This is a genomic window from Streptomyces sp. NPDC087845 (genome assembly GCF_044742755.1).
Classification (GTDB): domain Bacteria; phylum Actinomycetota; class Actinomycetes; order Streptomycetales; family Streptomycetaceae; genus Streptomyces.
Map to the genome: position 1 here is coordinate 40650 of NZ_JBIUVC010000030.1, position 24710 is coordinate 65359.

Sequence of the window (24710 nt, forward strand, 5' to 3'; positions counted from 1 at the left end):
TGACACTCCGTCACGGCACGTGAGAATCCTTGTAGGCAGCGATGCCGCCTTCGACGAGCCGGGCAACAGCGCCGGCCGAACGGGCGATCGTCGCGGCGTGCGAGCTGGCTGGCTGGCTGGCTGGCTGGCTGGCGAGTACACCGATGTCTCTGCCCTTGAGGACGAGCTTGTCCGCCGGGCTGAGCCGCACGCCCGAGCGTCGCTGCCCCGTTGGTGTTCGTCGGCCAGACCGACACCGCTGCACGACGGCCGACGGCCCCGTCGGCTTCGGGCCGTAGCACTTCTGGACCGCCTTCATCGCATCCGCCGTACGCTGCCCGAACGCCCCGTCCGCGGTGACCGTGTGCACGGCTGCTGAGCGGATGCCGCACGGTACGGACGTCCGCTCCCCGGGGATCCGGCCTTCAGGCAGCGGCTATGCCATCGCGGCGGCGTGGATGAAGACGCCCAACCCGCTGACACCAGCCCACGAGCGCATCGACGTGACGCCCTTCAGCGTTTCTTCCTGCTGGCGCTGCTCGCGCTGGACACGAGCATGGGCATCCGCGCGACCGTGGCGACCGGCGAGCACGGCGAGAGCGAGGCCACGCTGCGGCACGCGAGCCGGCACTCCGTCACCGCCGACAACCTCCGCGCCGCCGTGGCCACGCTCGTCAACGCCACCTTCGCTGCCTGCAGCACCGCCTGGTCGGGTCCGTGGCAATGCCTGCACGTAGAAGTCGAAGAAGCTCGGATCCTGTCAAAAAGTTACCGAAAGCGGTGGTGAGCGCGCCGGAGTCTGCGATGGCGAGTGCGCCGCCGAACTGGCGAGAGGCGTTGAGTACACCGACTCTCCACCCGAGCCACCAAGCGCCCCGAGCTGGAGGCCGCCGTGAGGCTCGCCGGAGAGATCCGCTCCCCCCACGTCGCCGTCACCCTCGTCGTCCACGAGCACAAGCGACTCGGCCGCGGCATCGAACTCGCCATGCTCGCCGAGGAACTGAAGGCCGGCGACGTCGGCCTGAAGTTCCTCACCAGAGACCTGACAGGCCACGAGTCCGCCCGCAAACGCGGCAAGACCACCGGCGGCGCCGGCGTCACCGACAACGACATGCCGTCCATGGCCCTCCACTTCCGCAACCAGGAGATGAGCCTGCGCGACATCGCCAAGCGCCTCGCCATCACCACAGGCACGAAAAAGGGCCGGCATCCCTCCCCCGCCACCGTCATACAGATGCTCCGCGAACACGACGAGCAGATGGCCACCGCGATGAGTACGTGATCCCCCGCTACCTTGCGGCTGATGCCTGAGAGAGGACACCGGGGCCAACTCAAGGCGCCGGGACGGTCGGCCTTTGTGTACCCATGGCCAAGGAAGACAGTCCCGGTGCGGCGGCCGTCAAGGGAGCGAAAAGAGCCAGGACGGAGCTGCGGGGTAGCGGAGAACTTGGCTGTACGCCGACAATGCGGTCACCCTTCACCGTCCAGGGGCCACCGCGCTCCCGGATCGAACCGAGAGGACCGACCATCACCATGCGCAAGCCTCTCCTCGCCACCCTCACCGCCGTGGCCCTTGGCGCCGCCGCCTTGATAGGCACCACGGGCACGGCAGCCGCAGCACCCAACCGCGTGGGCGGGGCGACCCCCACTGCCGCGACGGCCGCCGCGCACCCTGACAGTACGCCCGCCTCAGTGACAGCCTCCTCCTTCGCCGGCACCGTGGCGCTTAGCAACTGCTCAGGCTCCCTGATCCGCATGCCGAACTCGCAGGCGACGGACCCGGGGCTGGTCATGACGAACGGCCACTGCCTCGAAACCGGCTTCCCGAGCGCAGGTCAGGTCATCACCAACCAGTCCTCCACCCGCAGCTTCACGCTGCTCAACGCCTCGGCAGGCACCGCAGGAACACTCAAGGCGAACAAAGTCGTCTACGCGACGATGACCGACACGGACGTCACGCTCTACCAACTGACCAAGACCTATGCCCAGATACAGCAGTCCACGGGAATCGCGCCACTGACGCTGTCCGCGACCCACCCGGTGCAGGGGCACGCGATCGACGTGGTCTCCGGCTACTGGAAGCGGGTCTACTCCTGCTCCGTCGACGGATTCGCGTACCGCCTGAAGGAGGACCAGTGGACGTGGAAGGACGCCGTCCGCTACACCCCGGAATGCCAGGTCATCGGGGGCACCTCGGGCTCTCCGGTCATCGACACGACGACCGGGCAGGTCACAGCGATCAACAACACCACCAACGAGAACGGCGAAAACTGCACCCTTGACAACCCTTGCGAGGTAAACGAGCAGGGAGCCGTCACCATCCGCCAGGGAACCGGGTACGCCCAGGAGACCTACGGCATCCCCGCCTGCTTCACGACGGGCAATAAGCTCAACCTGTCGGCCCCGGGCTGCACGCTCGCGAAGCCGACAGCGGTAACAGCACGCTGAGTTGACACCTGCTGGAACTCCGACAGCACCAAAAGACACACCAACCGCATCAAAACGCTGTCGCGCAGCCGGGGGCATCACAGCCCCCGGCCCTCACGGAACCGTACGTAACGATCCTTCGTTGTACGGCTCTTGCCGCCCCGGTCACCAGACGACGGGCACCGTGGGCACCCAGGCCCAGTGGGCGAAGGACCGGGCCGCTGCGTGACGGTCCTGTTCCACGCTTTCTGCGCCTCCTCTCGGCCCCGCAGCCGCTTGTATTTCTTGCGAATCCAGCGCATCAGACAGGAATTGATGCACCCCAGGAGGGGATAAAGCGCCGATTGGCAGAAGGCGCCGTAGCAATACATCCACCCTCGCACGACTGGATTGATCAGCCTGGCGAGGTCCGCTTCGGAGACCTCGGTGTGCGGATGCAGTCTCCAGAACTACATCCGCATACTTATCTTGCTTGTTCAGGGCATCGTTGCTGACCGCTGGATTGAAACCGGTGACCGGATTCCCAGTCTTCAGCCGCATCTGACGGGCCCGGAATGTGAACCCAGGAACGTGAACTCGGGATGCTCGTAGGAGCCGTGCCTGTTGCTGTCCCTGCTGTACACAACCCTGGTTCTGTTCAGGGTGCGGCTCCAGCCCGACCTCACGCATCCGTCTCTGGAGAGCCGCGATCCGGTGCGATCGCCTTGCCCCTTGACGTCCATTGACGCTTCGTAGCTCGCCCCGACGAGCGTGGGAGGGAGCCGGACAGCAGAATCACCTCTCGCCGACGCGCGCCACGAGCAGCGGTTGGAAGAAGCCTGTCTCCTGCGGCATTCGCCACCCGAGGTCCACAAACCCCGCGTCGGCTGCGAGGCCGGTCAGCCGGTCTCGGCCAAGCGCCCAGTACGTGGTCCGGCGGACCTGGACGCGCCAATCTCCGCCTGCCGGGAGAAGCTGGAAGTGCTCCAAGTCGTAGTGCTCGCCATCGTCGTGCCAGTGCCAGAGCTGAAAGGTGACGGTCCGTTCCCTGCTGTCGGCGCAGGTGGTGGGCCGGTGAACTTGAGGAGGCGTCGAAGCGGGGCGGTCACGCAGCAAGTCGTCGTAGGAGCGTGTGCTGACCAGCAGCAGGCCGGCGGGACGCAGCACGCGGCGCATCTCGGCCAGGGCGGCGACCACATCCTGCTCCGTCAGAAGATGGGGCAGCGCGTTGTCGGCGCAGACGACGGTGTCGAACCGGCCGTCGGGAAACGGAAGACGTCGCATATCGGCGGCGGCCGTGTGCAGCGTCAGGTTCCGGTGAGCGGCCTCATGGGCTGCGCGAGCGACGGCGCGGGAGCTGAGGTCGGTCCCCGTGACGTGATGCCCGCGCAGCGCCAAGCCGATGGCCTGCGTGCCGATGCCGCAAGAGCAGTCGAGCACCACCGCACGGTCCTGGCCGATCAGAGCATCCAGGGCGTCCCCCTGCCGACGGACGCTCGCGTCCCAGTCTTCGTAGACCAAGTGGTAGTCGTCGGCCAGCTCGTCGTAGAACTGTGTCACCGATAGCCCGGGCATGTCCCGAAGGCTATCGTGTCTGATCTCCGCATGGCACCGCAGGCACTCAGCACCTCGTAATCGGCGCAACGCCCTCACTGACGACGGGGCCGTCATTTTCTCCTGCAACATCTGCGAGCGCGCTGGTCGCTGGCTGCTGCTGCTTAAACACATCGACAAACGCCGCTGCTGGACGGTTCTGGCACACATGCCGTGAGCGATCTTGAGTCCGGCCTCACCGGACCCCGGTGACGTGTGGTCCGCGCAGCTCACCTGACACGCGTGCCTCCTGCCGGCGAGAGCCAGCGAGATCTTTCACGGAATGTGTGCCAGCACCTGCTGGACATGAACGAAGCCAAAGACTCGTACGTCCAGGTTCAGGCGCCCAGCAGCACGCGACGAGTCACTACAGGTTGCTCACGTTCATCTTGTAGGTGAGGCCCCGCGGCCGGTGGCCTTCGCGCCGGCCGCGTACCCACAATCGCACCAGGGTGCCGACGTACCGACTGCGCGAGGACGCGCCATTGCCCCAGGCGGGGGCGGAGGACTGCTCCAGGCAGGCTTGCGCCGCTCGCCTGGAGCCTGTCCCGCCGATCATGTGAGCCGGATGACGGTCGAGCGCAGGAGGTAGATGTTGGTGGCGGCCTCAGTGCTGGATCAGGCCTCCGACCTGGACGGGAGCGACGTGGCCGGTTTCCGGAACGGTCTGCGCCAGGGCGAGGCCGATGTCGACCAGCGACGACCGGCGCAGGCAAGCGACGTCGGGGATCGGGGTCCAGACCGACTCGACGCTTTCGCCGTTTGGCTCAGTCCGGAGTTGGCCGCCCGTGATGTGAACCTGGTAGAAGACACCGACATTCTGGTGTTCGGGTCCGCCGGGGATGGCGCGTTCGGCCGCAGGGATCACCCTCGAGTCCACACCAAGCAGGCGTTCGACCACCGCGTCGCAACCGGTCTCCTCAGCAACCTCCCGGATCACCGCGTCGAACGGATCCTCCGCGTGCTCGACCCTGCCGCCCGGAAGAGTCCAGTTTTGGGACACGTGATGGGCGAGCAACACCCGCCCGTCCTCGATGCATACGGCGTACGCCGCCAGCCGGAAACTCATCCCCGCACCTCCCACCGGACCTTATCCCGGCCCTGGCGGCGCCACCGGGCCACCCTGGACATGACAGCGCGCTCCATGCGATGGCCCGGGACAGGTGTCAGGCCAGACGCGTAGCCTTCAGCCCGTCGAGCGGATACTCGGGCGGGAGCTTGGCGGGGTCGCCCGGCACAGTGACCTGCACAGCGACGGGGCGCGAATTCCCCGCTTCCAGCAGTTGATCGGTCTGGGAGTCGATGTACACTTTGCCGTCCTCATACGTGACATCGACACCCGACGCCTCGACCTTCGCCCCGTGTGCCGTCCTCAGGTCGAACGAGATGCGGAACCTTCTTGTCTGCTTGCCCTCGCCGCCGGCCTTGCCGACGGCCGTGACGGTCAGCTCAATGCTGTACACCCTGCCCTGCGGATCGTAACTCTGCCACGAACTGATGGACTTCTTCGTCGTGACGATCTCGTCGTAGCTCGGTGGGATCGGCATCGGCGTGATGCGCCCGGCCCCGTTCACGACCTCCAAGCCGTCGACGGGGATCTTCCCGTTCCCGATCCGCTCGGCACGGTCGGGAACGGAGCTGCCGCTCAGGTCGAGGTGGTTGACGTTGCCTGCCGAGTCAACGGCGTAGAAGTGCCCGGCCGAGTCGAAGAACGTGGCCGAGTACGACTTCCTGGAACCGCTGGAGCTACTGGCCTCGGCGGGCAGGAAGACCCTCCTCCTGAGCACGGTCTTCATGGGGTCCCTCCGGGGATCCACATGAAGCAGGTCGCCGTTGTCGCCCTCGACCGAGATCAGACGTCCGTCCTTCGGATGATGGGCGAAGTCGTCCCAACGCCCGGAGCCCGGACGGTGTCCGGCGGTCGCTGTCCGGGTCACCACATCAATCGTGTAGCTGGGCACGTCGGGGCCACTCGCTACCAGCAGCTTCTTCCCGTCGACGTCCATGTCCCCGTCGTACCACTTCAGGCCGCTCGGCAGTCCGTCGACTACCGCGTCCGAGACCGTGCCGGCCTCCACGTCGATGGCGACCAGCCGGTTGTCACTGACGGCGAAGAGCAGTGGCTCCTTGCCATCGCCCCGATACTGTGCGCCCATGGCGGTGTAACCGGCCTTGTACGCCGACACGTTCTCGACCACACGGGTGTCCCCATCGATCGGGTCGAAGCGGTAGATCCGCGTGTTCGTCCTGCCGACCGCCAGATAGACCTTACGGTGCGCCATGAAACGATTCCTTTCGGTAATGCAGTGGGTGCCGCCCCAGATTCGGGGCGCTACGCATTTCTCCGCAAGGTCACGAAGTGGTCGACCGACGACAAACGGTCATTCCTGGTTGCCGGGTGCGCATTGGGCGCGTCTGCTGGACGGGCGTCGGAAGCCGATGCAGCCGATGGCCGAACGGCTCGGTGTGGGCCATCAGCAGTTCTTGGCCTCGTCGACCTGACGGTTGTGGAAACGGTTCGTATCAATGTGGCCCGCCGGGCGGTGGCCCTCGTAGGGCCGGGACGAACCGGCGGCCGCGAATTGGCGAGCCCGCTACCGGATCCCCGAATCTCGATCTCAACCGCGTCCAGACGCCCCAGCGCAGGCGGTCCCGCAAACATCAGCATCAGACCGGCTTCGTCAGTGGCTGGTCCGAATGGGGTGATCCTGACGGCAAGCACGGGGGTCGTCTCGTGATGCCGACGCTCCCCGCGCTGGTCCTCGACGGTGCCACCGGGTACCAGTCCACTGTCGGCGAACTGATCACACGCTGCGGACCGGGCTTCCAGCCCAAGACAGTGGGACGCGCACGACAACTGGCCGATACCGGCGCCTACATGAACTGCGACTTCGAACAACCGGCCGGGTAGGGGCAAATGGCCTCGCGCGGCGTGCGACGGACCGGCGGGCCACACGAGCACCGTCCCGTCAGGGCACCCACACCGACCCTACGAGCATGCGAATCTGACCGCCCGTCGAGATCAGTCGGCCGGAGGCTCCCGACCGTCGCGGGGAGGGCTCCAGGTGCTGGTGGTGCTGGGCGGTGCGAGGAAGTACATGGTGCGGGCGACGGGGTCCATGATGACGGGTGAGGCTGCGGCGCCCAGCACTGCTTCGTTGGGTTGGGTCTGCCTCCGGCCGGATGCCCACCACCAGACAGGATCCCCCGACGCAACGAAGCACTACTGGCCGAGAGTGCGGGCCCGTTCGAGCACCTCGACCGGAGCCTTGGCCACCGAGCCGGTGCCGAAGGGGGGTTGCGGGTCGTACTCGGTGTAGAGCTGGATCGCCTGGGCGGTCACCTCGTCGGTGAGCAGGGCGGCCAGCCGAACGGCCATGTCGATGCCGGAGGAGACCTCGGCCGAGGTGATCACCCGGTCGTGCCGGACCACCCGCTCGGGGGGGTAGACGGCGCCGTACGACTCCAGTTCGGCGGCCGCGTCCCAGTGAGTGGTGGCGGTCAAGCCGTCGAGCAGACCGGCCGCACCGAGCACCAGAGAACCGGTGCAGACCGATGTGGTGAAGCGGGTGCCGTCGTGGATCCGGCACACCCAGCCGAGAAAACCGGGGTCGTCCACCATCGTCCGGAAGCTGCCTCCACCCGGGATCAACAGGACGTCGCAGCGTTCCACCTCGGAGTACCTGGTCGGGACGTGCACCGGCAGGGACCCAACACGTCCTGCACCAGGCCGGGTTCGGCTGCGACGAACCGCACGGTGGCGCCGGGCACGTACGCGAGGATCTCGTACGGCCCGATCGCGTCGAGCGGCTCGAAGTGGTCAAAGAGCGGGATCACTATGTCCATGCGCCGCAGAATAACCATCCCCGGTCGGACCGCGCCGCGCCGGTGAGGCAGGCATGGCCGTCCCGTCGATGTCAACCTCGATGGTGCACCGGTTGGGCGGCCAATGATCGCCGCGGGCCGCAGCGGTGCGGCGAGGCGGATCACGCCGTCGGCCACGTACAGGCCGAACAGCGGCCATCGCCTGGGCAGCTCGACAGGAAGCTCGGTCAACTGTGCAGCTCCGCCAGTCCAGTTAATTCTACTTGCCACTGTCGGCAGATCCCGAGCTTCAGCCCGCATCAGGGTCCAGGTGGGAACGGACGAGGAATCCAGTTCCCAGACCGAATGGAGGAAGTGCTTCCCGGCCATCGGACCCGCGCTCCCCTCGTCCGCCGTGTCCGGTCCCCGGCCGGGCGCTGGACACAGCCCGCCGGGGCTGGGAAAGCCGCCAGCCCGCCCCCACACCCCGATGCTCTCCTCCCCCACTGACGACAAGGAGGGGAGGAGAGGAGGGGTGACGATGCTTCAGCGGACCGGAAACAGATGCTGCCCTGGACGAATGCGGGAGCTCACCATCACTGAAACCAAGGCGGGAGGTCGCACCTGCCCCCGTTTTGGCTCACCTGCCGCGATCCCGTCACTTCGGGTCGAAGGAGAGCCATGTACCGGCGAGGCCCTGCTGACCCGCCCCGGGCTGGGACCAGTCGCAGACACCGGTTCGGAAGATCGCCTTCAGATCCTCGAACTGGCCGTCGGTCACCGGCACTCGGTAGTCGGTGCGGATCACGGGACGCTTGCGGCACTTGACGATGTCGTTGGCCACATCGGCTCCGGCGACCATCCGCGGCGATGTCCACACCGGGTAGAGGGTGTTGCACTCGGTGTTGTCGATGCCCTCGACCTGGGGCTCCGCGATCTTCTTCGCACCGATGCCACGGGTCCAGCAAGCGTCTGTGAGACCCTGCGGCTGGTGGCGGACGACCTTCACGATGGGGGCGTCGTTGCCGGCGTCTCCCTTGATGCCGGTGAGCCACTGGTCCATGTCGGCCAGCATCCCGGCGAGAGTGAATCCGTGCCCGTTGGAGCGGGTGAGCATGACCTGGTTGGCGTGGGTGCCGTTGGCCTTGTCCAAGCGCGCCCGGGTGGAGAAGGATTGGAAGCGCATGTGCATGTCGCCGGCCGCCGCGTCGTCCGTGTAGTCGCGGTAGTCGATGATCGGAACGTCGGCGAGGCCGCCACCGCCGTTCAGCATGCGGCCCGTGCGGTAGGCGAGCCGTACCGCCTTGAGATCGGCGACGGTGCGCTCCGCGGCGGGCTTGGCGTCGTCGTCGAGGCCGCCGATGCGCCGGTTCAGGTCGATGAACTGGTCCATGCCGATGGTCCCCTTGTTCAGGGCCTCGAGTCCGTACTGGATACCGGTGTTGTCGAGCGGCCTGCGCGCCTTCCCGGTCTCCGGTACCTCGCCGTAGACGTTCACGGTGTGGCTGTAGACGTCACAGCGGGCACCGTCCGGGTTGGTGTCGGGGTCGTAGCGCTGTCCCTCGGGCAGCTGGGCCGGACAGAACACCGTGGGGTCGATACGGCCGGCGGCCCTGGCCAGGCTGCCGATGCTCTCCCACTTGCCGAACCCGGAGACCGCCCTCTGCTGCTCCTTGGTGAATGCGTCCGGCGCGACGTCCTTGAAGTAGTGGTTCAGGAGCTGGGCGTCGCTGAGCGTCTGAATCGTCCCGAAGGCGACGTCGGGAAAGCTGCAGCCGGAGAGGATGCCGTCCAGCAGACCCGGGTAGTTGTCGGCGATCTGGTGGGTCTGGTACGAGCCGCCGGAGCAGCCGTTTCCGATGGTGAAGGCCGGGACACCGTACGTCTCCACGAAGCGTTCCTTGACCATGCTCATGGTCTCGGCGGCCAGCACGTCGTTGCAGTTGTTGCCGAAGACGTTCAGCGTGGACGATGCGACACCGTAGCCCTTGCTCAGATACGTGTCGTTCATGATGCCGACGGTGTTGCGGCCCTGGACGTACCAACCGCCGTTGCAGCCCCCGCCGAAGCCGTACACGAGGCGCCCGTTCCAGCCCGGCCCACGCTGCAGCGGGTCGGGGGTACCGGCGTTCGGGTCGTGCAGCACGGCCGTCTCGTAGATGCCGCGGTTGATGGTGCCGGTCTCTACACGGACGATGTACGGCACCTTCTTGCCCGCGCTCGTCGTGGCGGTCGCCAGGTCGGCGGGCCGGACGTTCTCGTCGGGCAACGGAACGAACGTGCCGGCCGTGGTGCGATACATGTAATCGACGCGGGTCTTGACCGAGCAGTCCTTGTCGATCGGCTGCCCGAGGGTGGCGCCGGTGACCGTCTTGAACTCGGCGGTGTCACAGACGAACGGCTGCTCGTGCGGCCCGGCGAACACCGGCCCCGTGATCGGGTGGTTCTTCAGGGTCAGCTGTCCGGAGTCCGCGCCCTGGGCCCTGGCCGTGAGCCCGTTGTCGCCCTGGGACAGCTCCTTCACCACGCCCATCAGCGCATTGTCACCGGAGGGCCGGAAGCTCGGGGTCACGTCCCGGCCCTCCACCTCGACCCGGACTGTGTCGGCCGCTACGGAGGCGGGCACCTCGACACGTATCAGGGCGTCGTCTCCCGACACCGTGCCGGGCCGCGACGACACCACCGTCACCTGCAGCTTCTCACGTTCCTGGCTGCCGGCCGGCGTCGCCGACACGCCTACCAGCACGCCCATGAACGCTATACCGACAAGGCCCAGTTGGACCGGCCTCGCGGCTCTTCTCAACGACACGACGGAACTCGCCTCACTTTCTGGAGTCGGAGATCGTGCTCAGTGTGTGAATGCGGGCCATGGGCCCGCCGGGACGGTGATGCGAATGTCCCGTTGTCATGGTGCACGGCTTCCCAGCCAGTAACCGGAAGGGACCCGCTCCTCGTCCGGCGTCCTCTTCGGTACCGGATGGGACACAAGGGTTGTCAGCGGCTTTCGATTCCGCAGGGGCGGGCCCGCGCGGCCGACCGGCCCTGCCCGGCTACCAGTTGGTGAACGCCCCGTCCGCCGTGCGCAAGTGCGGGCGCTCGGCCGCCGCGGCCTGGTACCGGCGCGCCGCCTCCCGGTCGATGTCGACGCCGATGCCGGGCAGTTCGCTCAGCTCCACCCGGCCCGGCAGGATCGTCGGCCGCGCGGTGAAGAGGTCGGCGATGGCCGGATCGGGGTCGGTCTGGTGCTCCTGGATCGCCACATTGGGGCAGGCCAGGTTGAGTTGGAGCGAGGAAGCGGCGGTGACCGGGCCGAGCGGGTTGTGGGTGGCGAGCTTGATGTGGTGGGTCTCCGCCATCGCCGCGATCTTCTTCGCCTCGGTCAGGCCCGCGGCCACCCCGATGTCCACGCGCGCGTAATCGATGAGGTCGTCCTCGATGAGTGTTCTGAACTCCCATTTGGAGCCGTACTGCTCGCCTGCGGCCAGTGGTACACCGGTACGGGTCCGCAGCATGCGGTAGCTGTCCGGGTTCTCACAGCGCAGCGGGTCCTCGACGAAGTACGGGCGGGCCGCCTCGACCTCCCGGCACAGGGTCAGCGCCTCCGGCGGATCCAGGCGCGTATGGACATCAAGGATCAGCTCCACCTCGTCGCCGACCGCGTCCCGCACCTGGTGGAAGAGGTCGACCGAGTCGCGCAGGCAGCAGCGGGCGTCGAGCGTGCCGTCGGCGTCGTACGGCGAGGCGAACCGCAGATGACGCCAGCCCTCGGCGACCAGGTCGCGGCAGCGGTCCAGGAACCACGCGCGGTCGTGGTAGCCGTCGCCGACATGCACATAAGCGGGCACGTGATCACGCACCCGGCCCCCGAGCAGTTCATGCACCGGTACGCCGAGCGCCTTGCCTCGGATGTCCCAAAGCGCCACGTCCACCGCTGCGATGGCGGCGCCGAGTATGCGGTCGGCGGGGAAGAACCCGCGCCGGAACATGACCTGCCAGAGGTGCTCGATCCGTCGCGGGTCCTCGCCGACGATCAGCTCCGCGAGGTGTTCGAGACCCCCCGCGACCGCCCGTTGGCGCGACCTGATGCCGACCTCGCCCAGACCGTGGATGCCCTCGTCGGTGTCGACCACGACCAGCATCATGCTGTCGCCGTGGTCGGGGAGAGTCAGCACTTCCAGGCCGGTGATCTTCATTCCACTCCTCTATGAAAACGTTCCCGCAATTTCAGTGCCGTTCTTGAGAGCACATCATCGGCAGCAGTCGAGCCGAAGCGCAAGACCCATGCATGCAGAAGGTTTCCCTCGATGAAATACTCCGGACACATGTCTTGACACGCCATGGGAACGTTCGCAAACATCAACCGCATTCGCAGGATCCAGATGCGAGACGACCGGGTCCCCCGGCTCACAACGACGAGGAGGCCGTCCGTGGCAGTAACGATCCGGGAGGTGGCGAGCGCCGCGGGTGTCTCGGTGTCGACGGTGTCCCGTGCGTTCACCGCACCCGACCAGGTGCAGCCGACGACGCGGCAGCGCATCCTCGACGCCGCGACCAAGCTCGGCTACTCTCCCAACCCGGCGGCCCGTTCACTGCGCGGCGGCGGCACCGGAACACTCGGCCTGATCGTCCCGGACATCGCCAACCCGTTCTTCCCGCCGATCATCAAGGCGATGCAGGCCCGCGCCCGGCACCTGGGCTATACGGTCCTGGTCGCCGACAGCGACGAGCGCGAGGCGGACGAGCTGGCCGCCATCGCGGCCGTATCGAAGCGGGTCGACGGCCTGATCCTGTGGGCCTCCACCCTCACCGAGGACCAGCTCCACGAACTCGCGGGCCGGATGCCACTGGTGGTGGTGAACCGTCATGTGCCGGGCATCCCCGAGGTCCGGATCTCACTGTCCGCCGGCATCGCACAGGCCGCCGAGCAATTGAAGGCGTACGGCCATCGGCGCTGCGTCTTCATCAACGCGTCCCGCACCGAGCTGAGCCGCGGCAAGTCCATCCAGGAGTCCTTCGAAGCGCTCGACCTCTCCCTGTCCGAGCTCGGCCCGTACGAGCCGCGGTTCGAGACGGGCGTGCACGCCGCCACCCTCGTCGCCGCCCACGACGCGACGGCCGTGATCGCCCACAACGACCTGGTCGCCCTCGGCGTGCTGCACCAGATGGCCAACCTCGGCGTGAGCGTGCCGCGCGACGTCAGCGTCATCGGCATCGACGACACGCTGCTCGCCTCCGTCTCCACCCCCAGCCTCACCACGATCAGGATCGACCCCGAAGAGATCGCCACGCGCGCGGGGGACCTCCTGATCGAGACGATCGCGAGCACAACAGGCCGTGCTGGACAAGGACGTGAAGCCACTTCCCCCTTCGTGGAGATCGGCTCCCGCCTGATCCCCCGCGCCTCGACGGGCCCCGCACCCACCCACTGATCCACGGCACACACCACCACAACGAGCAGAGCACCGCTCGACAACGCACCCACTCCTGCCCTTCTTGGAGCCGTTATGCCCAGAAACTTCCACTGTGCGGCCATACTTGGCTGCATGGCGCTGACCGCGACCCTCGCGGGCTGTTCCTCCCTCACCCCGAGCAGCGCCGGCGGGGACGGCGATCTCGTGCTGCGGGTGCAGGGCATGCCGCCGGCCACCGACAAGCCGGGGGTCGCCCTGTTCAAGAAGCAGGTGGCCGACTTCGAGAAGGCCAACCCGGGCATCAAGGTCAAGGGTTCGACCACGGTCTTCGACCCGCTGACCTTCTCCGCGAAACTGTCCGGCGGCAATGTCGAGGACGTCATCAAGGTGCCGCTGACCGAGCCGCAGCGGCTCATCCAGCAGAAGCAGGTGCAGCCGATCACCGGGCAGCTCAAGGAGTGGAAGCACTTCAAGGAGTTCAACCCTCAGGTCCTCCAGCCGCTCACCGACAGCGCCGACGACGTGTACGGCGTACCGCAGAATCCGTACGCCCAGGGCCTGGTCTACAACCGCGAGCTCTTCGAGAAGGCCGGCCTCGACCCGGACACACCGCCGACCAGCTGGGCGGAAGTCCGCACAGCCGCCAAGAGGATCAGCGACAGTACCGGCAAGGCGGGCTTCGTCCACGAGTCCAAGGACAACCAGGGCGGCTGGCAGCTGACGATGCTGGCGTACGCCTTCGGTGGCGAGCTGGAGAAGGAGCAGGGTGGCAAGTACGCCGCCACGCTCACCGGGGAGCCGACGAAGAAGGGGTTGCGGCTGCTCAAGGACATGCGCTGGAAGGACGATTCGCTCGGCAAAACCCTGCTCAACAATCAGAACGACGTGATCAAGCAGTTCGCAGCCGGGCAGGTCGGCATGTTCATGGGCAGCCCGGGGACATACCGACTGGCGAAGATGCAGTTCGGCATGGAGAACACCGACGCCTTCGGAGTGGCCCCGATGCCACAGTCCGGCGGTGATGCGACACTCACCGGCGGCGACATCTACATGGTCCCGAAGTCCGCCGACAAGAAGCATGCGGCAGCGGCCGTCAAGTGGCTGACCTTCGCCTACGCCAAGCCGCAATACAGCACCGACATCGCCGCCGAGCAGGCCAAGGCGCTCTCTGCCGACCCGAAGTCCGCGGTGGGCGTGCCGACGCTTCCGGTCTTCGACAAGAAGCGGCAGACCGAGATCGACGCAGCGATCAAGCCGTACGTCAATGTGAAGCTGCAGAACTTCAAGCCGTACATCGACGGTCTCTCCACGCTGAAACTGAAGCCGGAGCCGCCGTACCAGGCGCAGAAGCTGTACACCGTGCTCGACCCGGTGGTCCAGGCTGTGCTCACCAAGCGCGACGCCGACATCGACTCCCTGCTGGCCTCGGCCGAGAAGGACGTCAATGCCAAGCTCGCCGCGGACCAGAAGTAGCCGGCCCATGGCCCTGCTCACTCCGTCCCGGCGCCCGGCCGCCGTCGCCAAGGAACCCGTGCCGCGAACCCTGCCGCAGCGGCGGCGTGGCACCGGCCCCCGCAAACAGTTCACGGCCTGGCTGTTCCTCATCCCCGCGCTGCTGGTCTTCGGGCTCTTCGCCTGGTGGCCGATCGTGCGCAGCCTGCTGCTCAGCTTCCAGAAGACCAACCTCGTCGAGCCCGCGGTCTGGGTCGGCCTGGACAACTTCCGTACCCTGTTCGACGATCCGCTGCTCGGCACCGCCGTCGGGAACACCTTGTTCTTCGTGGTCCTCGGCCTGCTGATCGGCTTCCCGGCTCCGCTGATCCTGGCCGCGATCATGTCGACGGTGCGGCGCGGCGCGGGCGTCTACCGCTTCCTGGTGTATCTGCCGGTGGTCATCCCGCCAGTGGTGGCGATCCTGCTCTGGAAGTGGTTCTACGATCCCGGGAGCGGGCTCTTCAACAACGTCCTCGGCAAGATCGGGCTCGGCCCGTACTCGTGGCTGGAGTCATCCGACAGCGCCATGCTCTCGCTGGTCCTGGAGGCCACCTGGGCGGGCATGGGCGGCGCCGTCCTGATCTACCTCGCGGCGATGGTCGGCATCCCCGGCGAACTCTATGAGGCCGCCGAGGTGGACGGTGCCGGGATCTGGCGGCGGATCTGGCATGTGATGCTGCCCCAACTCCGGTCTGTCATCGGACTGCTGCTGCTCGTCCAGCTGATCAACACGGTGCAGGTCTTCACCGAGCCGTACGTCTTCACCGGCGGCGGACCCGAGAACTCCACCCTCACGGTCCTGCTGCTGATCTTCCGATACGCCTTCCAGGACGGCGAGTACGGCCAGGCCGCCGCGCTCTCCTTCCTGATGGTGATCACCCTCGCCCTGCTCTCCGCGGTGTATCTGCGGGCCACCCGCAGCTGGAGCACGTCATGACCACGCTCACCACCTTCGTCTCCACCAACGACCGCCAACGCCCCGGCGTACGCGCCGCAGTGCGCTCCATCCAGGTGTTCACCCTGATCCTGCTGCTGCTCATCGGCATCGGACCGCTGTACTGGATGGTCAAGGGCGCGGTCTCAACGCCCACCGAGCTCACCACTCAGCCCCTGGCCCTCTGGCCGGACCGGCCGGCCCTGGGCAACTTCTCGGCGGCGTACACCGATCTGAGTGTCGGCCGCTATCTGATGAACACCTTCCTGGTGGTCGGCGGATCATGGTTCGTGCAGCTCTTCGTCTCGGCCACGGCGGGCTTCGCCCTCTCGGTGCTCAGGCCGAGGTTCGGCAAGGCCGTCTACGGGGCGATCCTCGCCACGATGTTCGTGCCGTACACGGTGAACATGGTCAGCCTCTTCATGACCGTGATCGATGTGCCGTTCCTGCACATCAACCTGGGCGACACCTACTGGGCGATCTGGCTGCCGGCCGGCACGAACGCCTTCACGGTGCTGCTCGCCAAGCAGTTCTTCGACGCCCTGCCGAAGGAGCTGTTCGACGCGGCGCGGGTCGACGGGGCGAGCACCCGGCAACTGCTCACCAAGATCGTGCTGCCCATGAGCAAGCCGGTGCTCGCCGTGATCAGTCTGCTCGCGGTGATGCACTCCTGGAAGGACTTCATCTGGCCGCTGGTGGCCATCACCGACCCCGAGAAGCAGCCGATCAGCGTCGCTCTCGCCCAGCTCGCCACGCAGGCTCCACAGGACCAGCTGATCGCCGCGATGGTGCTCGCCGTCGCCCCGCCGGTGCTCGTCTTCGTCGTCTGCCAGAAGTACATCGTCGCCGGGCTCGGCTTCACCGGAGTCAAGGGCTGAGCCCCACCGGAGCCAACGGTCGAGCCCTCAACTCCACCACCACACCTTCCGCTTCGGAGCCTTCGGAGCATCCGGAACATCCCGACCAAGAGAAGGGCACCTCCATGTCAGTCGCCCGCCGCAGATTCATCCAGGGCACGGCCGTCGCCACCGGCGCCGCACTGCTGCCGACCGTTCCCGCGTACGCCGCAGACCCGGTCACCATCGAGGCCGACGGCATCACCCTGGTCGGCCGTAGCGACGGCGGCGTCCTCGTGCAGGACGGTGCCGGCACCGACCGCATCCTGCTCAACCACTTCATGATCAAGGACACCGCGCTCGGCCAGCAGCGCACCTTCGGCGGTACGCCCGCCCGGATCACGCTCCCCGACGGGCGGCCCGCGATTCAGGTCACGTACACGATGGCGAGCGGCGTGTCCGGAGTCACAGTGCGCGGCACCTTCGACGTCACCCCTCACAAGGCACACATGAAGTGGGAGGTCAGCGGCTCCAGCACGCTCACACCGGCCGGCTTCATGTTCTCCCGCACGGTGTACGAAGCGAGCGCGCCGGAGTCGTACGAAGCGCTGACCGTCTGGGAGCGGGACGCCCGAGGCGGCATTCCGTACGAGGTGAACGCGGGCGGCGCGTACGTGGAGACGTGGGCGGGATCGAAGGGCTTCTTCTGCCTTTCGTCCACCAACCCGGCGAGCACGAACGCCACATGGGTCCATTCCCCCGGCACCTCGACCGGCGCGAGCACCGCGGTCACCGAGGCCGATCTGGTCCTCGGCGATCTGCGGCCGCGCGGGGCGGGAGCGCTCGCTGCCAAGAGGCCCCTCGGCGTGGAGGTGTGGACCGACCAGCCGTTCAATCTCTACAAGGCGGCCGGGCAGACGATGACGCTCAAGGCGCAGGTCGTCAACGGCTCCGCCGCGGCCAGGACGGTGACGCTCACCTGGTGGGCGCGGGACTTCGGCGGCAAGAAGATCGCCGGTGGAAAGCTCTCCAAGAGCCTCGCGGCGGGCGCCGCCTGGAATGCCTCTTTTCCCCTGACCTCGCCCTCGCAGAACATCGTGTTCACCGAGGTGGAGGCGGTCAGCGGCAATGACAAGGCGTTGGCCCGCACGAATCTGAGCGTGCTCCCGGAGTTCGCGTACAAGGCGGGCAAGGAGTCGATGTTCGGCCTCGCCAACTACCCCTGGCTGCTCAAGCCCGGCAAGGACGCAGTACTCGGGCTGGTCAGAACGCTCGGAATCAAGTGGATCCGCATCGCCTACGCAGGCGCCCCGGGCATCGACATCGCGACCCTGGACGCGAACGGCATCGGGCACAACGTGGAACTGAGCGGCATCCCCGTGGGCGGCAGTCCGGAGCAGATCGCGGCCTGGGCCGACACGAATGTCGCCAAGGCCCTGGACGCCGAGGCCGCGTACTTCGAGGTGAGCAACGAGGTCAACCAGCCCTGGATGTCGGGCCGCGGCGCCGACGCCTACGTCCGGGACGGTCTGCGCCAGGTCACCACGCGCCTCGACGCGGCGGGCTCGCGGATGAAGGTCATGAACGCCGGCCTCGGCGGCATGGACTACGTATGGACCAAGAACTTTCATGACGCGGGCGGCTGGGACCTCATCGACGCCTTCGCCTTCCACCCCGGTCGCGGCAACTTCACCCCCGACTTCGCGCCGCCGCCCGAGGAGTGGACACAGGGGTCGTCCGGCACGTACTGGAACTTCCTCGGCGCACTGCGCAAGGCGAACCAGGTCCTGGCGGAGTACGGCGGCGACAAGGAGCTCTGGCTCACCGAGGCGTACGCACCGACCCGGCCCAACGCGTGGTGGAGCGACACCTACCGGCACGCCGCCGAGAACACGCTGCTCACCCTCGCTCTCGCCAAGTCCGAGAAAGTGCGCGCCGTCAACTGGTACCAGCTGCACGACTCGATGATCCACCACCCGCAGGAGGCCGACCCGGCCAACCCGGAGTACCACTACGGCCTGATGAACCGCGACACCAGCGCCAAGCCCTCGCTCCTCGCCTTCGCGACCGCCGCCCGGGTCCTGGACGAGGCCGAGTTCGTCCGGCATCTCGCCTTCGCGGACCAGGACATCAAGGGGCTCCTCTTCACCACTCCCGGCGGACCGGTGTCGATCATCTGGAGCCGCAAGGACGGGTACATCCTCAACTCCGAGCACGGCGAGGATCCTTGGTACGCATCGCCCGAACCATGGATCGACACCTGGACGGCCAAGACCACGGTCGTGGCCCACTCGGGGACGGCCAACGGCATGGTGCGGGAGCTGAACTGCATCGGCCAGGAACGCTCTCTGAAAGCCTCCAGCGGCAAGATCACCCTCACCCTCGACGGCGCCCCGCGCGTCTACTACGGTCTCGCCGCCAATCCCGACTGGAAGTAAGTGACGTACGACATGAGGAATGAAACCGCACGGCACGACATCACCGTCGTCGGCGGCGGCCTGGCCGGGGTCTGCGCGGCGATCGCCGCGGCCCGGCTCGGCCGGAGCGTCGCGCTGATCAACAACAGGCCGGTGCTCGGCGGCAACGCGAGCAGCGAGGTCCGGGTCTGGGTGTGCGGCGCGACCGGCCACGGCAAGAATCACCATGCCCGTGAGGGCGGCATCATGGGCGAGTTGCTCGTGGAGAACCAGTTCCGCAACCCGGACGGGAACCCCTACTACTGGGACGCCGTGGTCCTGGACGCCGTGCGCGCCGAGCCCGGCATCACGCTCTACCTCAACACCGACGTGCGCGAGGTCGATGCCGAAGGTCCGGACGAGGCCCGGCGGATCACCGCGGTCACCGGCTGGATGATGGGCTCGGAGCGGCGGATACGTTTCGAGAGCTCTCTCTTCCTCGACTGCTCGGGAGACGGCCTGATCGGCCACCTGGCGGGCGCCCGCCACCGCATCGGCCGGGAATCGCGCGCCGAGTACGACGAGGCATGGGCTCCGGAGACGGCCGACGACATCACTCTGGGCTCCACTCTCCTCTTCTATACGAAGGATGCCGGTCACCCGGTCAAATTCGTACCGCCGGACTTCGCCAAGGACATCACCCGGACCTCCATCCCGCAGCGCCGCATCATCAAGGCGGGCGACAACGGCTGTGCGTACTGGTGGATCGAGTTCGGCGGCGAGCTCGACACCGTCCACGACAACGAACGCATCCGCGACGAACTGTGGTCGGTGATCCACGGCATCTGGGACCACATCAAGAACTCCGGCGAGTTCGACGCGGCGAACATGACCCTGGAGTGGGTGGGCTCGGTCCCCGGTAAACGGGAGTACCGGCGCTTCCTCGGCGACTACGTCCTGCACCAGGGCGACATCCTCGGCCAGACCGAGTTCGCCGACCGGGTGGCTTTCGGCGGCTGGTCGATCGACCTGCATCCGCCGCAGGGCATGTTCGCCACCGAGGCAGGGGCCAGACAGCTCTACGCGGACGGCATTTACCACATTCCGTACCGCAGCCTCTACTCGGTGAACACCGAGAACCTGCTTTTCGCCGGGCGCAACATCTCCGCCAGCCATGTCGCCTTCGGCTCGACCCGCGTCATGGCGACCTGCGCCACGATCGGACAGGCGGCCGGCACGGCGGCGGCACTCTGCGCCACCGGAGATGTCACCCCGCGCGAACTCCCCGTTCCCGAGCTGCACCGGGCGCTGCTGCGCCAGGATGCCTCGCTCATCGGCCTCGCCTCGACGGACCCGGAGGACCTGGCCCTGCGGGCGAGGGCCACCGCCTCATCCACCTTGAGCGGCTTGGCAGTCGAGGACTCCGACGAGCTGTGGCCGCTCGCGGCGGACGCCGGACTCGTTCTCCCCGCGGACCCGGACCTCTCCGGGGTGGAACTGCTCGTCGACGCCGACCGCGACACCGAGATCGTGATCGATCTGTACGACCCCGAACTCGGCCAGAACTACATCCCGCGCCGCCTCGTCACCTCCACCACCCTGCCCGTCGCCGCCGGTGCCCGGCAGTGGCTCAAGACGGGCCTGGACTGGTCTCCCGAGACCCCGCGCAACGCCTTCCTGGTGGTCCGCGCCAACGACGCCCTCGCTCTGCACCGCTCCGACCGCCCGACCCCCGGTGTCCTGTGCTTCACGCGCGTCCCGCTGCGCCCGTCGGACGAATCTCCGCAGCCGCTGCGCGAGTGGACGGACACGGGTCTGCTGCGCCGCACCTTCTGCCTCCGTACGGGAGAGACCGCGGCCTACTCCCCCGCCAAGGCCACCGACGGCTATGCCCGCCCGTACGCGGGACCGCACATGTGGGTCTCCGCACCACTGGCGGACGTCCCTTCCCCCTGGCTCGAGTTGGCCTGGCCCGAACCGGTCGCCCTGGGCCGGATCGAGGTCATCGCCGACGACGACGTCAACGAGGACCTGATCAACCTGCACCACCACCGCACGCCCTTCGACACCCTCCCCACCCTCCTTCGCGACTACCGCGTCGAGGCACTGGATACTGACGGCGCCTGGCGCGTCATCGCCCGTGCGGCGCAGAATCGGCGGCGACGCGAGACGCACACGCCGGCGGAGCCGGTCACCACATCGGCGATCCGGGTCGTCGTCGAAGCCACCAACGGGGCGGCGTCGGCGCACGTCGTCGCTGTGCGCGCCTACGAGTAGAAGCACGACGCAGGAGAGTGACTGGATGGTCGGAAGAGCGATGGTCACCGGGGCCGCCGGGCGGATCGGGCGAGCGGTCCTCGCGCTGCTCGCCGAGCGAGGGATCGAGGCGAACGCCTTGGTCCTCGATGATCCCGGTGATCTCGCGGCGCGCCTGGTCGTGACCGGTGACGCCGCCGATGCGAAGACCGTGCGGGCGGCTCTGGAGGGCGCCGACGCGGTCATCCACCTGGCGGCGATCCCGACTCCCGCGCGCAACACCGCATTCGAGGTCTTCGCGGGCAACAGCCTCTCCACCTTCACCGTCCTGGAGGAGGCCGGCCGGGCCGGGATCCGGCATGCGGCGGTGGCCAGCTCCTGGGGTGTCACGGGCCTGCCCTGGACGGACGTCGAGGATCCGCATCCGCCGTACGCACCGGTCGATGAGGCGATGGCCACCCAGGTCGCCGACCCTTACGGCCTGTCCAAACAGGTCGACGAGCTGACAGCGCAGATGATGGCGCGGCGGTACGGGATGAGCGTGGTGTGCCTGCGCTATCCGTACGTGGGCGGATTCGAGGAACGGCTGCACGCCCACGCCGCCCGGCTCACGGCCGACCCGGCCGCGGGGGCAAGAGACCTGTGGACGTACCTCGAGGTCCATGACGCGGCGAGGGCCGCGCTGCTGGCCTTGGACGTTCCCGGCCGTGCGGCGCACGCGGTACACCTCTGTGCCCCCGAGATCATCGTGCCGTACCCGACGGAGGAACTACTGCGCCGCTATCACCCCACCACCGTGCTGCGGCGCCCGCTGCCGGGTCGCGCGGCGCCGGTCGACACCTCGGCCGCGCGTAGGCTGCTGGGGTTCACGGCACAGAATCTCCTCGGTCACGGGGCGGCTCCGCCGAGTTGAGATCACAACGGTCGTCGAACCACCGCAAATGGGAGAGAGCGGGACGTTTCCCGAGTTCGAATGACGTACCGAGTGACATCCGCGACGACTCCACCGAATCGTCGTCAGCCGGGCGAAGGTGAACGGCGCGCGGCCAGTGAGGTCGGCCGCCTCTGTCATCGACGCGACCCGTGACGTCGGCCGGCTGTGCCGTGACCCCAGGCAGCCCTGCGCGTGACAAGCTGTTGTCTTTCCGGTCGTGCGGTCGTTCTGGATCGAACAGAGTGCTGGATCGGGTGAGTTCGCTGCTGTGCACGCATGAAGCAAGGGCCTCCGGGTAGCTCGCGGTTGCTGAAGCCAGAGCGACAAGGAGGCCCTTGTTGTTGCCGTCTTGCGTGGTCACCGTGGTGGAGTCCAGCTCGTCCGCCTCAGGGTGTGACTGTCTCGCCCACAGGTTGGGGAACGCGGCGCGATCAGCCCGACCGGGAGCTCTATGACGACTCGGACATGAGTCATGTGGAGTGGGCGGTGGTCCGGCAGGCTTTTCCGACACCGACGTGGATGGAGAGCCGGGGTGGCAGGCCGGAGGGCTACTGCTTCGGCGGCAACGTCGGCCTGGACGTCCTCGGGTCAGGACGACCGCCCGCCGAACTGCCAGTTGTGCACCTCGATGTCGGCGTACCGGTCCGGGGTGAGGATGGCGCGTGCCGTTTCCGGGTCGGCTGCCCGGACCAACGCAGCGGTGCCCAGCCAGGCATCGCCGGTGTCGGACAGCAGAGGCCCCCAGGCGATCAGCTCGTCCTGGTCGGGCGGCGCCGCGAGGTCGGCGGCCTGCCCCGTGCCGAAGCCGAGCACCAGGTACCGGTTGCCACCGGTCCGGCCGCCGGGGAAATCCCACATGGTGCGCCCCAGGGTGTTGCTCCACCGCCGCAGCAGCACGTCCCGGTAGACGCCGGCCTGGTAGCCGGGCTCGTCGAAGGCAAACGCGCGGGCGGCGACGGCATCGGGCAGGTCGACGATGTGCACGCTTCCGGTGGGTGTGCCGCCGGCGTCGGCGAGGGTCGGGCCCCGGGCGATCAGCTCCTTCGCGTACCCGTCCATATAGGACCAATGCTCTTCCAGTAGCTCGTCGCGTAGCGCCAGGGAGCCGGGCCGGTCTCGGTGGTAGCAGAAGAACTCCATGCCCATAGGATCTCTTCAAGGAGTTGGCCAGGTCGATCGGGTTTCACTGCGATGGTTGCTCGGCAGCCTCGCACAGAAGCAACCGAAGCGTACGTGCCGACTCCGCTTAGCGGATGGCGGTCTTTCTCCGTCGATGCCGAAGACGACCGCGAGACGCAGAGTCGGTCGGCGCCGTGGTTGAGGGCCTCTTCGAGCCGACGGTCGACGCGGAGTCCGCTCCATGTCCCACGGCGGTCGGCCGAACCAGGACCGCATCCGGTCCAGATGACCGACGTTCCCACGCATCGGCTCTGGTGGAGGCATTGAATCGCCTCCGCAGCCCAGAGAGCGGATGCCTTTTCGATGCCGCGCGGACTGCTTTCATCGACCGGCTCGCGCCGCCCTGGCACGTTGGCCGCGCGACTTCGCCCCGGGCCAGAGCGGCGCTGATCCGGGGCATTGGAGGCTGGAGTGAAGAGCGCATCACCGGAGACGAACGAGCCCAGCCGCGCCATACGGCACGGGGCTGGTCAGGCAGCGTCGCCCTGCACCCGGAGCCGGGAGGCAACGCGCAGCACGCTCCTCGTTCGCCGCAGTGCGGGCGGTCAGTCCGGGGGCAGGCGAGATAGTGGCTGATCCGACAGGTCTGCCCCGGTCGGGTTTGGCCGTCCCGGGAGTTCCCGGCGGTGCCGTCCGGGTCGATGTGCCAGCGTTGGCGGAGCGGGATGGTGTGCGCGGCGAGGGGTTCGAAGTCTTCGGTTTGCCCGGTCCCGTCGTGGCAGGGGCCGGCATCGCGGAGAATGTCCGCGGTCACGTCCCGGACCTCAAGGTCCTCAGGAAGAACACCGCGGACCTTCATGCCGACCCGGGCCGCCTCGATCAACGGGCGCGCAACACTGTCGGCCACCCACCACACGCGGCCGCAGCCGGTAGCGGGCCTGCGGTTGAGGCAACCGCGATATCGCCCCTCATGAACTACATGGACGCTCAGCCACGGCATCAGCGACGACGCCGCGGAGGTCAAGCCGGCTGCCGGCGCGAGTCGGCCGATGGTGCCGGGGACCGGACGGCACCGAAGGCCCCGACCCGTCCTCGCGAACGCGGGGCCCGTCTCTGAGACCTCGGGGCGGGCGCCGTGACATGTCAGCCGATGAGCCCCGCCACGGCTTGCTGGGCCGCGCACGAGACCACACCGGCCAGAACGGCTGAAGCGTCCGCAGGTTTGTCGTGTCGTGGTCGGCATCTTCCAGGCCACGGCGTCGTGACCTGCCATGGTCGGGCCCGTCGTCGGACCCGTGGCCGACCTCGCACCCGTGGCCGACCTCGCGAGAGAGGTCGTTGCCGAGCCGCCTCCGCGAGGCGCCAGGAGGGCTTCAGGACCACTCGAACGCTTCGGTCACTGCGGCGGCGGAGCCCCCGGAGGTAGCTCCACCGCCGCAGCCGGGCAGGCGTTTACAGGTGGGCGCTGATCACACCGCCGGCGCTGAGCACGATGTATACGCCGTTGGCGTCGAGCCCGGCGTCGTGCTGGTTCGCGTCCAGCGTGCC

The 24710-nt window shown here is 67.7% G+C and carries 22 protein-coding genes; 11 read left to right on the plus strand and 11 right to left on the minus strand.

Going from position 1 to position 24710, the window contains the following annotated elements; all coding sequences use genetic code 11:
- Positions 1 to 10: 10 nt before the first annotated feature.
- Positions 11 to 349: a hypothetical protein gene (locus ACIOMQ_RS39225; protein WP_402192542.1), complete on the minus strand. Its 339-nt coding sequence runs from the start codon at positions 347 to 349 to the stop codon at positions 11 to 13.
- Between the two features lie 84 nt (positions 350 to 433).
- Here ACIOMQ_RS39225 and ACIOMQ_RS39230 point away from each other — a divergent pair, with 84 nt between their 5' ends.
- The 3 genes from ACIOMQ_RS39230 to ACIOMQ_RS39240 all read left to right on the plus strand — a co-directional run bounded on the left by ACIOMQ_RS39230 (position 434) and on the right by ACIOMQ_RS39240 (position 2427).
- On the plus strand, positions 434 to 766 hold the full coding sequence (locus tag ACIOMQ_RS39230; RefSeq protein WP_402192544.1) for a Tn3 family transposase: 333 nt from the start codon (positions 434 to 436) through the stop codon (positions 764 to 766).
- A 105-nt stretch (positions 767 to 871) separates the two neighbouring features.
- Complete coding sequence (locus ACIOMQ_RS39235) at positions 872 to 1261, plus strand: hypothetical protein (protein ID WP_401941625.1); 390 nt, start codon at positions 872 to 874, stop codon at positions 1259 to 1261.
- 251 nt (positions 1262 to 1512) lie between these two features.
- The gene (locus ACIOMQ_RS39240) at positions 1513 to 2427 is read left to right on the plus strand and encodes a serine protease (protein WP_402192547.1); all 915 of its coding nucleotides are present in this window, start codon (positions 1513 to 1515) and stop codon (positions 2425 to 2427) included.
- Positions 2428 to 2504: 77 nt separating this feature from the next.
- On the opposite strand, the gene ACIOMQ_RS39245 is transcribed toward ACIOMQ_RS39240, so the two are convergent.
- The 4 genes from ACIOMQ_RS39245 to ACIOMQ_RS39260 form a co-directional block, all read right to left on the minus strand.
- Entirely contained in the window at positions 2505 to 2846 is a 342-nt protein-coding gene (locus ACIOMQ_RS39245) for a group II intron maturase-specific domain-containing protein (protein ID WP_402192570.1), read from the minus strand.
- Positions 2847 to 3180: 334 nt separating this feature from the next.
- Positions 3181 to 3960, minus strand: coding sequence for a class I SAM-dependent methyltransferase (locus ACIOMQ_RS39250; protein WP_402192550.1), 780 nt, complete (start codon positions 3958 to 3960; stop codon positions 3181 to 3183).
- 625 nt (positions 3961 to 4585) lie between these two features.
- Positions 4586 to 5047, minus strand: a complete 462-nt coding sequence (locus tag ACIOMQ_RS39255; RefSeq protein ID WP_402192552.1) for an NUDIX hydrolase — start codon at positions 5045 to 5047, stop codon at positions 4586 to 4588.
- A 97-nt stretch (positions 5048 to 5144) separates the two neighbouring features.
- Positions 5145 to 6260, minus strand: coding sequence for a DUF6923 family protein (locus ACIOMQ_RS39260; protein WP_362210668.1), 1116 nt, complete (start codon positions 6258 to 6260; stop codon positions 5145 to 5147).
- 455 nt (positions 6261 to 6715) lie between these two features.
- Here ACIOMQ_RS39260 and ACIOMQ_RS39265 point away from each other — a divergent pair, with 455 nt between their 5' ends.
- Positions 6716 to 6889 carry a hypothetical protein gene (locus tag ACIOMQ_RS39265; protein ID WP_362210670.1) on the plus strand — a complete coding sequence of 58 codons (174 nt, stop codon included), beginning with the start codon at positions 6716 to 6718 and terminating at the stop codon, positions 6887 to 6889.
- Between the two features lie 312 nt (positions 6890 to 7201).
- Here the strand turns inward: ACIOMQ_RS39265 and ACIOMQ_RS39270 are convergent, their stop codons facing one another.
- The 4 genes from ACIOMQ_RS39270 to ACIOMQ_RS39285 form a co-directional block, all read right to left on the minus strand.
- The gene (locus ACIOMQ_RS39270; protein WP_402192555.1) at positions 7202 to 7600 is read right to left on the minus strand and encodes a DJ-1/PfpI family protein; all 399 of its coding nucleotides are present in this window, start codon (positions 7598 to 7600) and stop codon (positions 7202 to 7204) included.
- A gap of 26 nt (positions 7601 to 7626) precedes the next feature.
- The gene (locus ACIOMQ_RS39275; protein WP_402192557.1) at positions 7627 to 8172 is read right to left on the minus strand and encodes a hypothetical protein; all 546 of its coding nucleotides are present in this window, start codon (positions 8170 to 8172) and stop codon (positions 7627 to 7629) included.
- Positions 8173 to 8440: 268 nt separating this feature from the next.
- Positions 8441 to 10534, minus strand: a complete 2094-nt coding sequence (locus ACIOMQ_RS39280) for a DUF6351 family protein (protein WP_402192559.1) — start codon at positions 10532 to 10534, stop codon at positions 8441 to 8443.
- Between the two features lie 298 nt (positions 10535 to 10832).
- On the minus strand, positions 10833 to 11975 hold the full coding sequence (locus ACIOMQ_RS39285; protein ID WP_362210682.1) for a mandelate racemase/muconate lactonizing enzyme family protein: 1143 nt from the start codon (positions 11973 to 11975) through the stop codon (positions 10833 to 10835).
- 234 nt (positions 11976 to 12209) lie between these two features.
- Here ACIOMQ_RS39285 and ACIOMQ_RS39290 point away from each other — a divergent pair, with 234 nt between their 5' ends.
- The 7 genes from ACIOMQ_RS39290 to ACIOMQ_RS39320 all read left to right on the plus strand — a co-directional run bounded on the left by ACIOMQ_RS39290 (position 12210) and on the right by ACIOMQ_RS39320 (position 22022).
- A complete protein-coding gene (locus tag ACIOMQ_RS39290; protein WP_362210685.1) occupies positions 12210 to 13211 on the plus strand; it encodes a LacI family DNA-binding transcriptional regulator in 1002 nt (333 codons plus the stop codon).
- 114 nt (positions 13212 to 13325) lie between these two features.
- The gene (locus ACIOMQ_RS39295) at positions 13326 to 14666 is read left to right on the plus strand and encodes an ABC transporter substrate-binding protein (protein WP_402192561.1); all 1341 of its coding nucleotides are present in this window, start codon (positions 13326 to 13328) and stop codon (positions 14664 to 14666) included.
- 7 nt (positions 14667 to 14673) lie between these two features.
- The gene (locus ACIOMQ_RS39300) at positions 14674 to 15624 is read left to right on the plus strand and encodes a sugar ABC transporter permease (RefSeq protein ID WP_362210691.1); all 951 of its coding nucleotides are present in this window, start codon (positions 14674 to 14676) and stop codon (positions 15622 to 15624) included.
- Positions 15621 to 16499 carry a carbohydrate ABC transporter permease gene (locus ACIOMQ_RS39305; protein WP_362210693.1) on the plus strand — a complete coding sequence of 293 codons (879 nt, stop codon included), beginning with the start codon at positions 15621 to 15623 and terminating at the stop codon, positions 16497 to 16499. The genes ACIOMQ_RS39300 and ACIOMQ_RS39305 overlap by 4 nt, the downstream gene beginning before the upstream one ends.
- Positions 16500 to 16603: 104 nt before the next feature.
- Positions 16604 to 18895 carry a hypothetical protein gene (locus ACIOMQ_RS39310; RefSeq protein WP_402192564.1) on the plus strand — a complete coding sequence of 764 codons (2292 nt, stop codon included), beginning with the start codon at positions 16604 to 16606 and terminating at the stop codon, positions 18893 to 18895.
- 12 nt (positions 18896 to 18907) lie between these two features.
- Positions 18908 to 21130, plus strand: a complete 2223-nt coding sequence (locus ACIOMQ_RS39315; RefSeq protein ID WP_401269366.1) for an FAD-dependent oxidoreductase — start codon at positions 18908 to 18910, stop codon at positions 21128 to 21130.
- Between the two features lie 25 nt (positions 21131 to 21155).
- Positions 21156 to 22022 carry an NAD(P)-dependent oxidoreductase gene (locus ACIOMQ_RS39320; RefSeq protein WP_362210701.1) on the plus strand — a complete coding sequence of 289 codons (867 nt, stop codon included), beginning with the start codon at positions 21156 to 21158 and terminating at the stop codon, positions 22020 to 22022.
- Between the two features lie 609 nt (positions 22023 to 22631).
- Here the strand turns inward: ACIOMQ_RS39320 and ACIOMQ_RS39325 are convergent.
- Positions 22632 to 23183 (minus strand): YciI family protein, encoded by a 552-nt coding sequence (locus tag ACIOMQ_RS39325; protein ID WP_401759463.1) that lies wholly within the window; start codon positions 23181 to 23183, stop codon positions 22632 to 22634.
- Positions 23184 to 23289: 106 nt separating this feature from the next.
- Positions 23290 to 24435, minus strand: a complete 1146-nt coding sequence (locus tag ACIOMQ_RS39330; protein ID WP_402192568.1) for a DUF6083 domain-containing protein — start codon at positions 24433 to 24435, stop codon at positions 23290 to 23292.
- Between the last annotated feature and the right edge of the window lie 275 nt (positions 24436 to 24710).

Excerpts from the sequence above, each read along its gene's own strand:
- ACIOMQ_RS39240 (WP_402192547.1), top strand. The coding sequence starts at position 1,513 with ATGCGCAAGCCTCTCCTCGCCACCCTCACCGCCGTGGCCCTTGGCGCC.
- ACIOMQ_RS39250 (WP_402192550.1), bottom strand. The coding sequence starts at position 3,960 with ATGCCCGGGCTATCGGTGACACAGTTCTACGACGAGCTGGCCGACGAC.
- ACIOMQ_RS39255 (WP_402192552.1), bottom strand. The coding sequence starts at position 5,047 with ATGAGTTTCCGGCTGGCGGCGTACGCCGTATGCATCGAGGACGGGCGG.
- ACIOMQ_RS39260 (WP_362210668.1), bottom strand. The coding sequence starts at position 6,260 with ATGGCGCACCGTAAGGTCTATCTGGCGGTCGGCAGGACGAACACGCGG.
- ACIOMQ_RS39265 (WP_362210670.1), top strand. The coding sequence starts at position 6,716 with ATGCCGACGCTCCCCGCGCTGGTCCTCGACGGTGCCACCGGGTACCAG.
- ACIOMQ_RS39270 (WP_402192555.1), bottom strand. The coding sequence starts at position 7,600 with ATGGTGGACGACCCCGGTTTTCTCGGCTGGGTGTGCCGGATCCACGAC.
- ACIOMQ_RS39275 (WP_402192557.1), bottom strand. The coding sequence starts at position 8,172 with ATGGCCGGGAAGCACTTCCTCCATTCGGTCTGGGAACTGGATTCCTCG.
- ACIOMQ_RS39280 (WP_402192559.1), bottom strand. The coding sequence starts at position 10,534 with ATGGGCGTGCTGGTAGGCGTGTCGGCGACGCCGGCCGGCAGCCAGGAA.
- ACIOMQ_RS39285 (WP_362210682.1), bottom strand. The coding sequence starts at position 11,975 with ATGAAGATCACCGGCCTGGAAGTGCTGACTCTCCCCGACCACGGCGAC.
- ACIOMQ_RS39295 (WP_402192561.1), top strand. The coding sequence starts at position 13,326 with ATGGCGCTGACCGCGACCCTCGCGGGCTGTTCCTCCCTCACCCCGAGC.
- ACIOMQ_RS39300 (WP_362210691.1), top strand. The coding sequence starts at position 14,674 with ATGGCCCTGCTCACTCCGTCCCGGCGCCCGGCCGCCGTCGCCAAGGAA.
- ACIOMQ_RS39305 (WP_362210693.1), top strand. The coding sequence starts at position 15,621 with ATGACCACGCTCACCACCTTCGTCTCCACCAACGACCGCCAACGCCCC.
- ACIOMQ_RS39310 (WP_402192564.1), top strand. The coding sequence starts at position 16,604 with ATGTCAGTCGCCCGCCGCAGATTCATCCAGGGCACGGCCGTCGCCACC.
- ACIOMQ_RS39315 (WP_401269366.1), top strand. The coding sequence starts at position 18,908 with ATGAGGAATGAAACCGCACGGCACGACATCACCGTCGTCGGCGGCGGC.
- ACIOMQ_RS39320 (WP_362210701.1), top strand. The coding sequence starts at position 21,156 with ATGGTCGGAAGAGCGATGGTCACCGGGGCCGCCGGGCGGATCGGGCGA.
- ACIOMQ_RS39325 (WP_401759463.1), bottom strand. The coding sequence starts at position 23,183 with ATGGAGTTCTTCTGCTACCACCGAGACCGGCCCGGCTCCCTGGCGCTA.
- ACIOMQ_RS39330 (WP_402192568.1), bottom strand. The coding sequence starts at position 24,435 with ATGGCAGGTCACGACGCCGTGGCCTGGAAGATGCCGACCACGACACGA.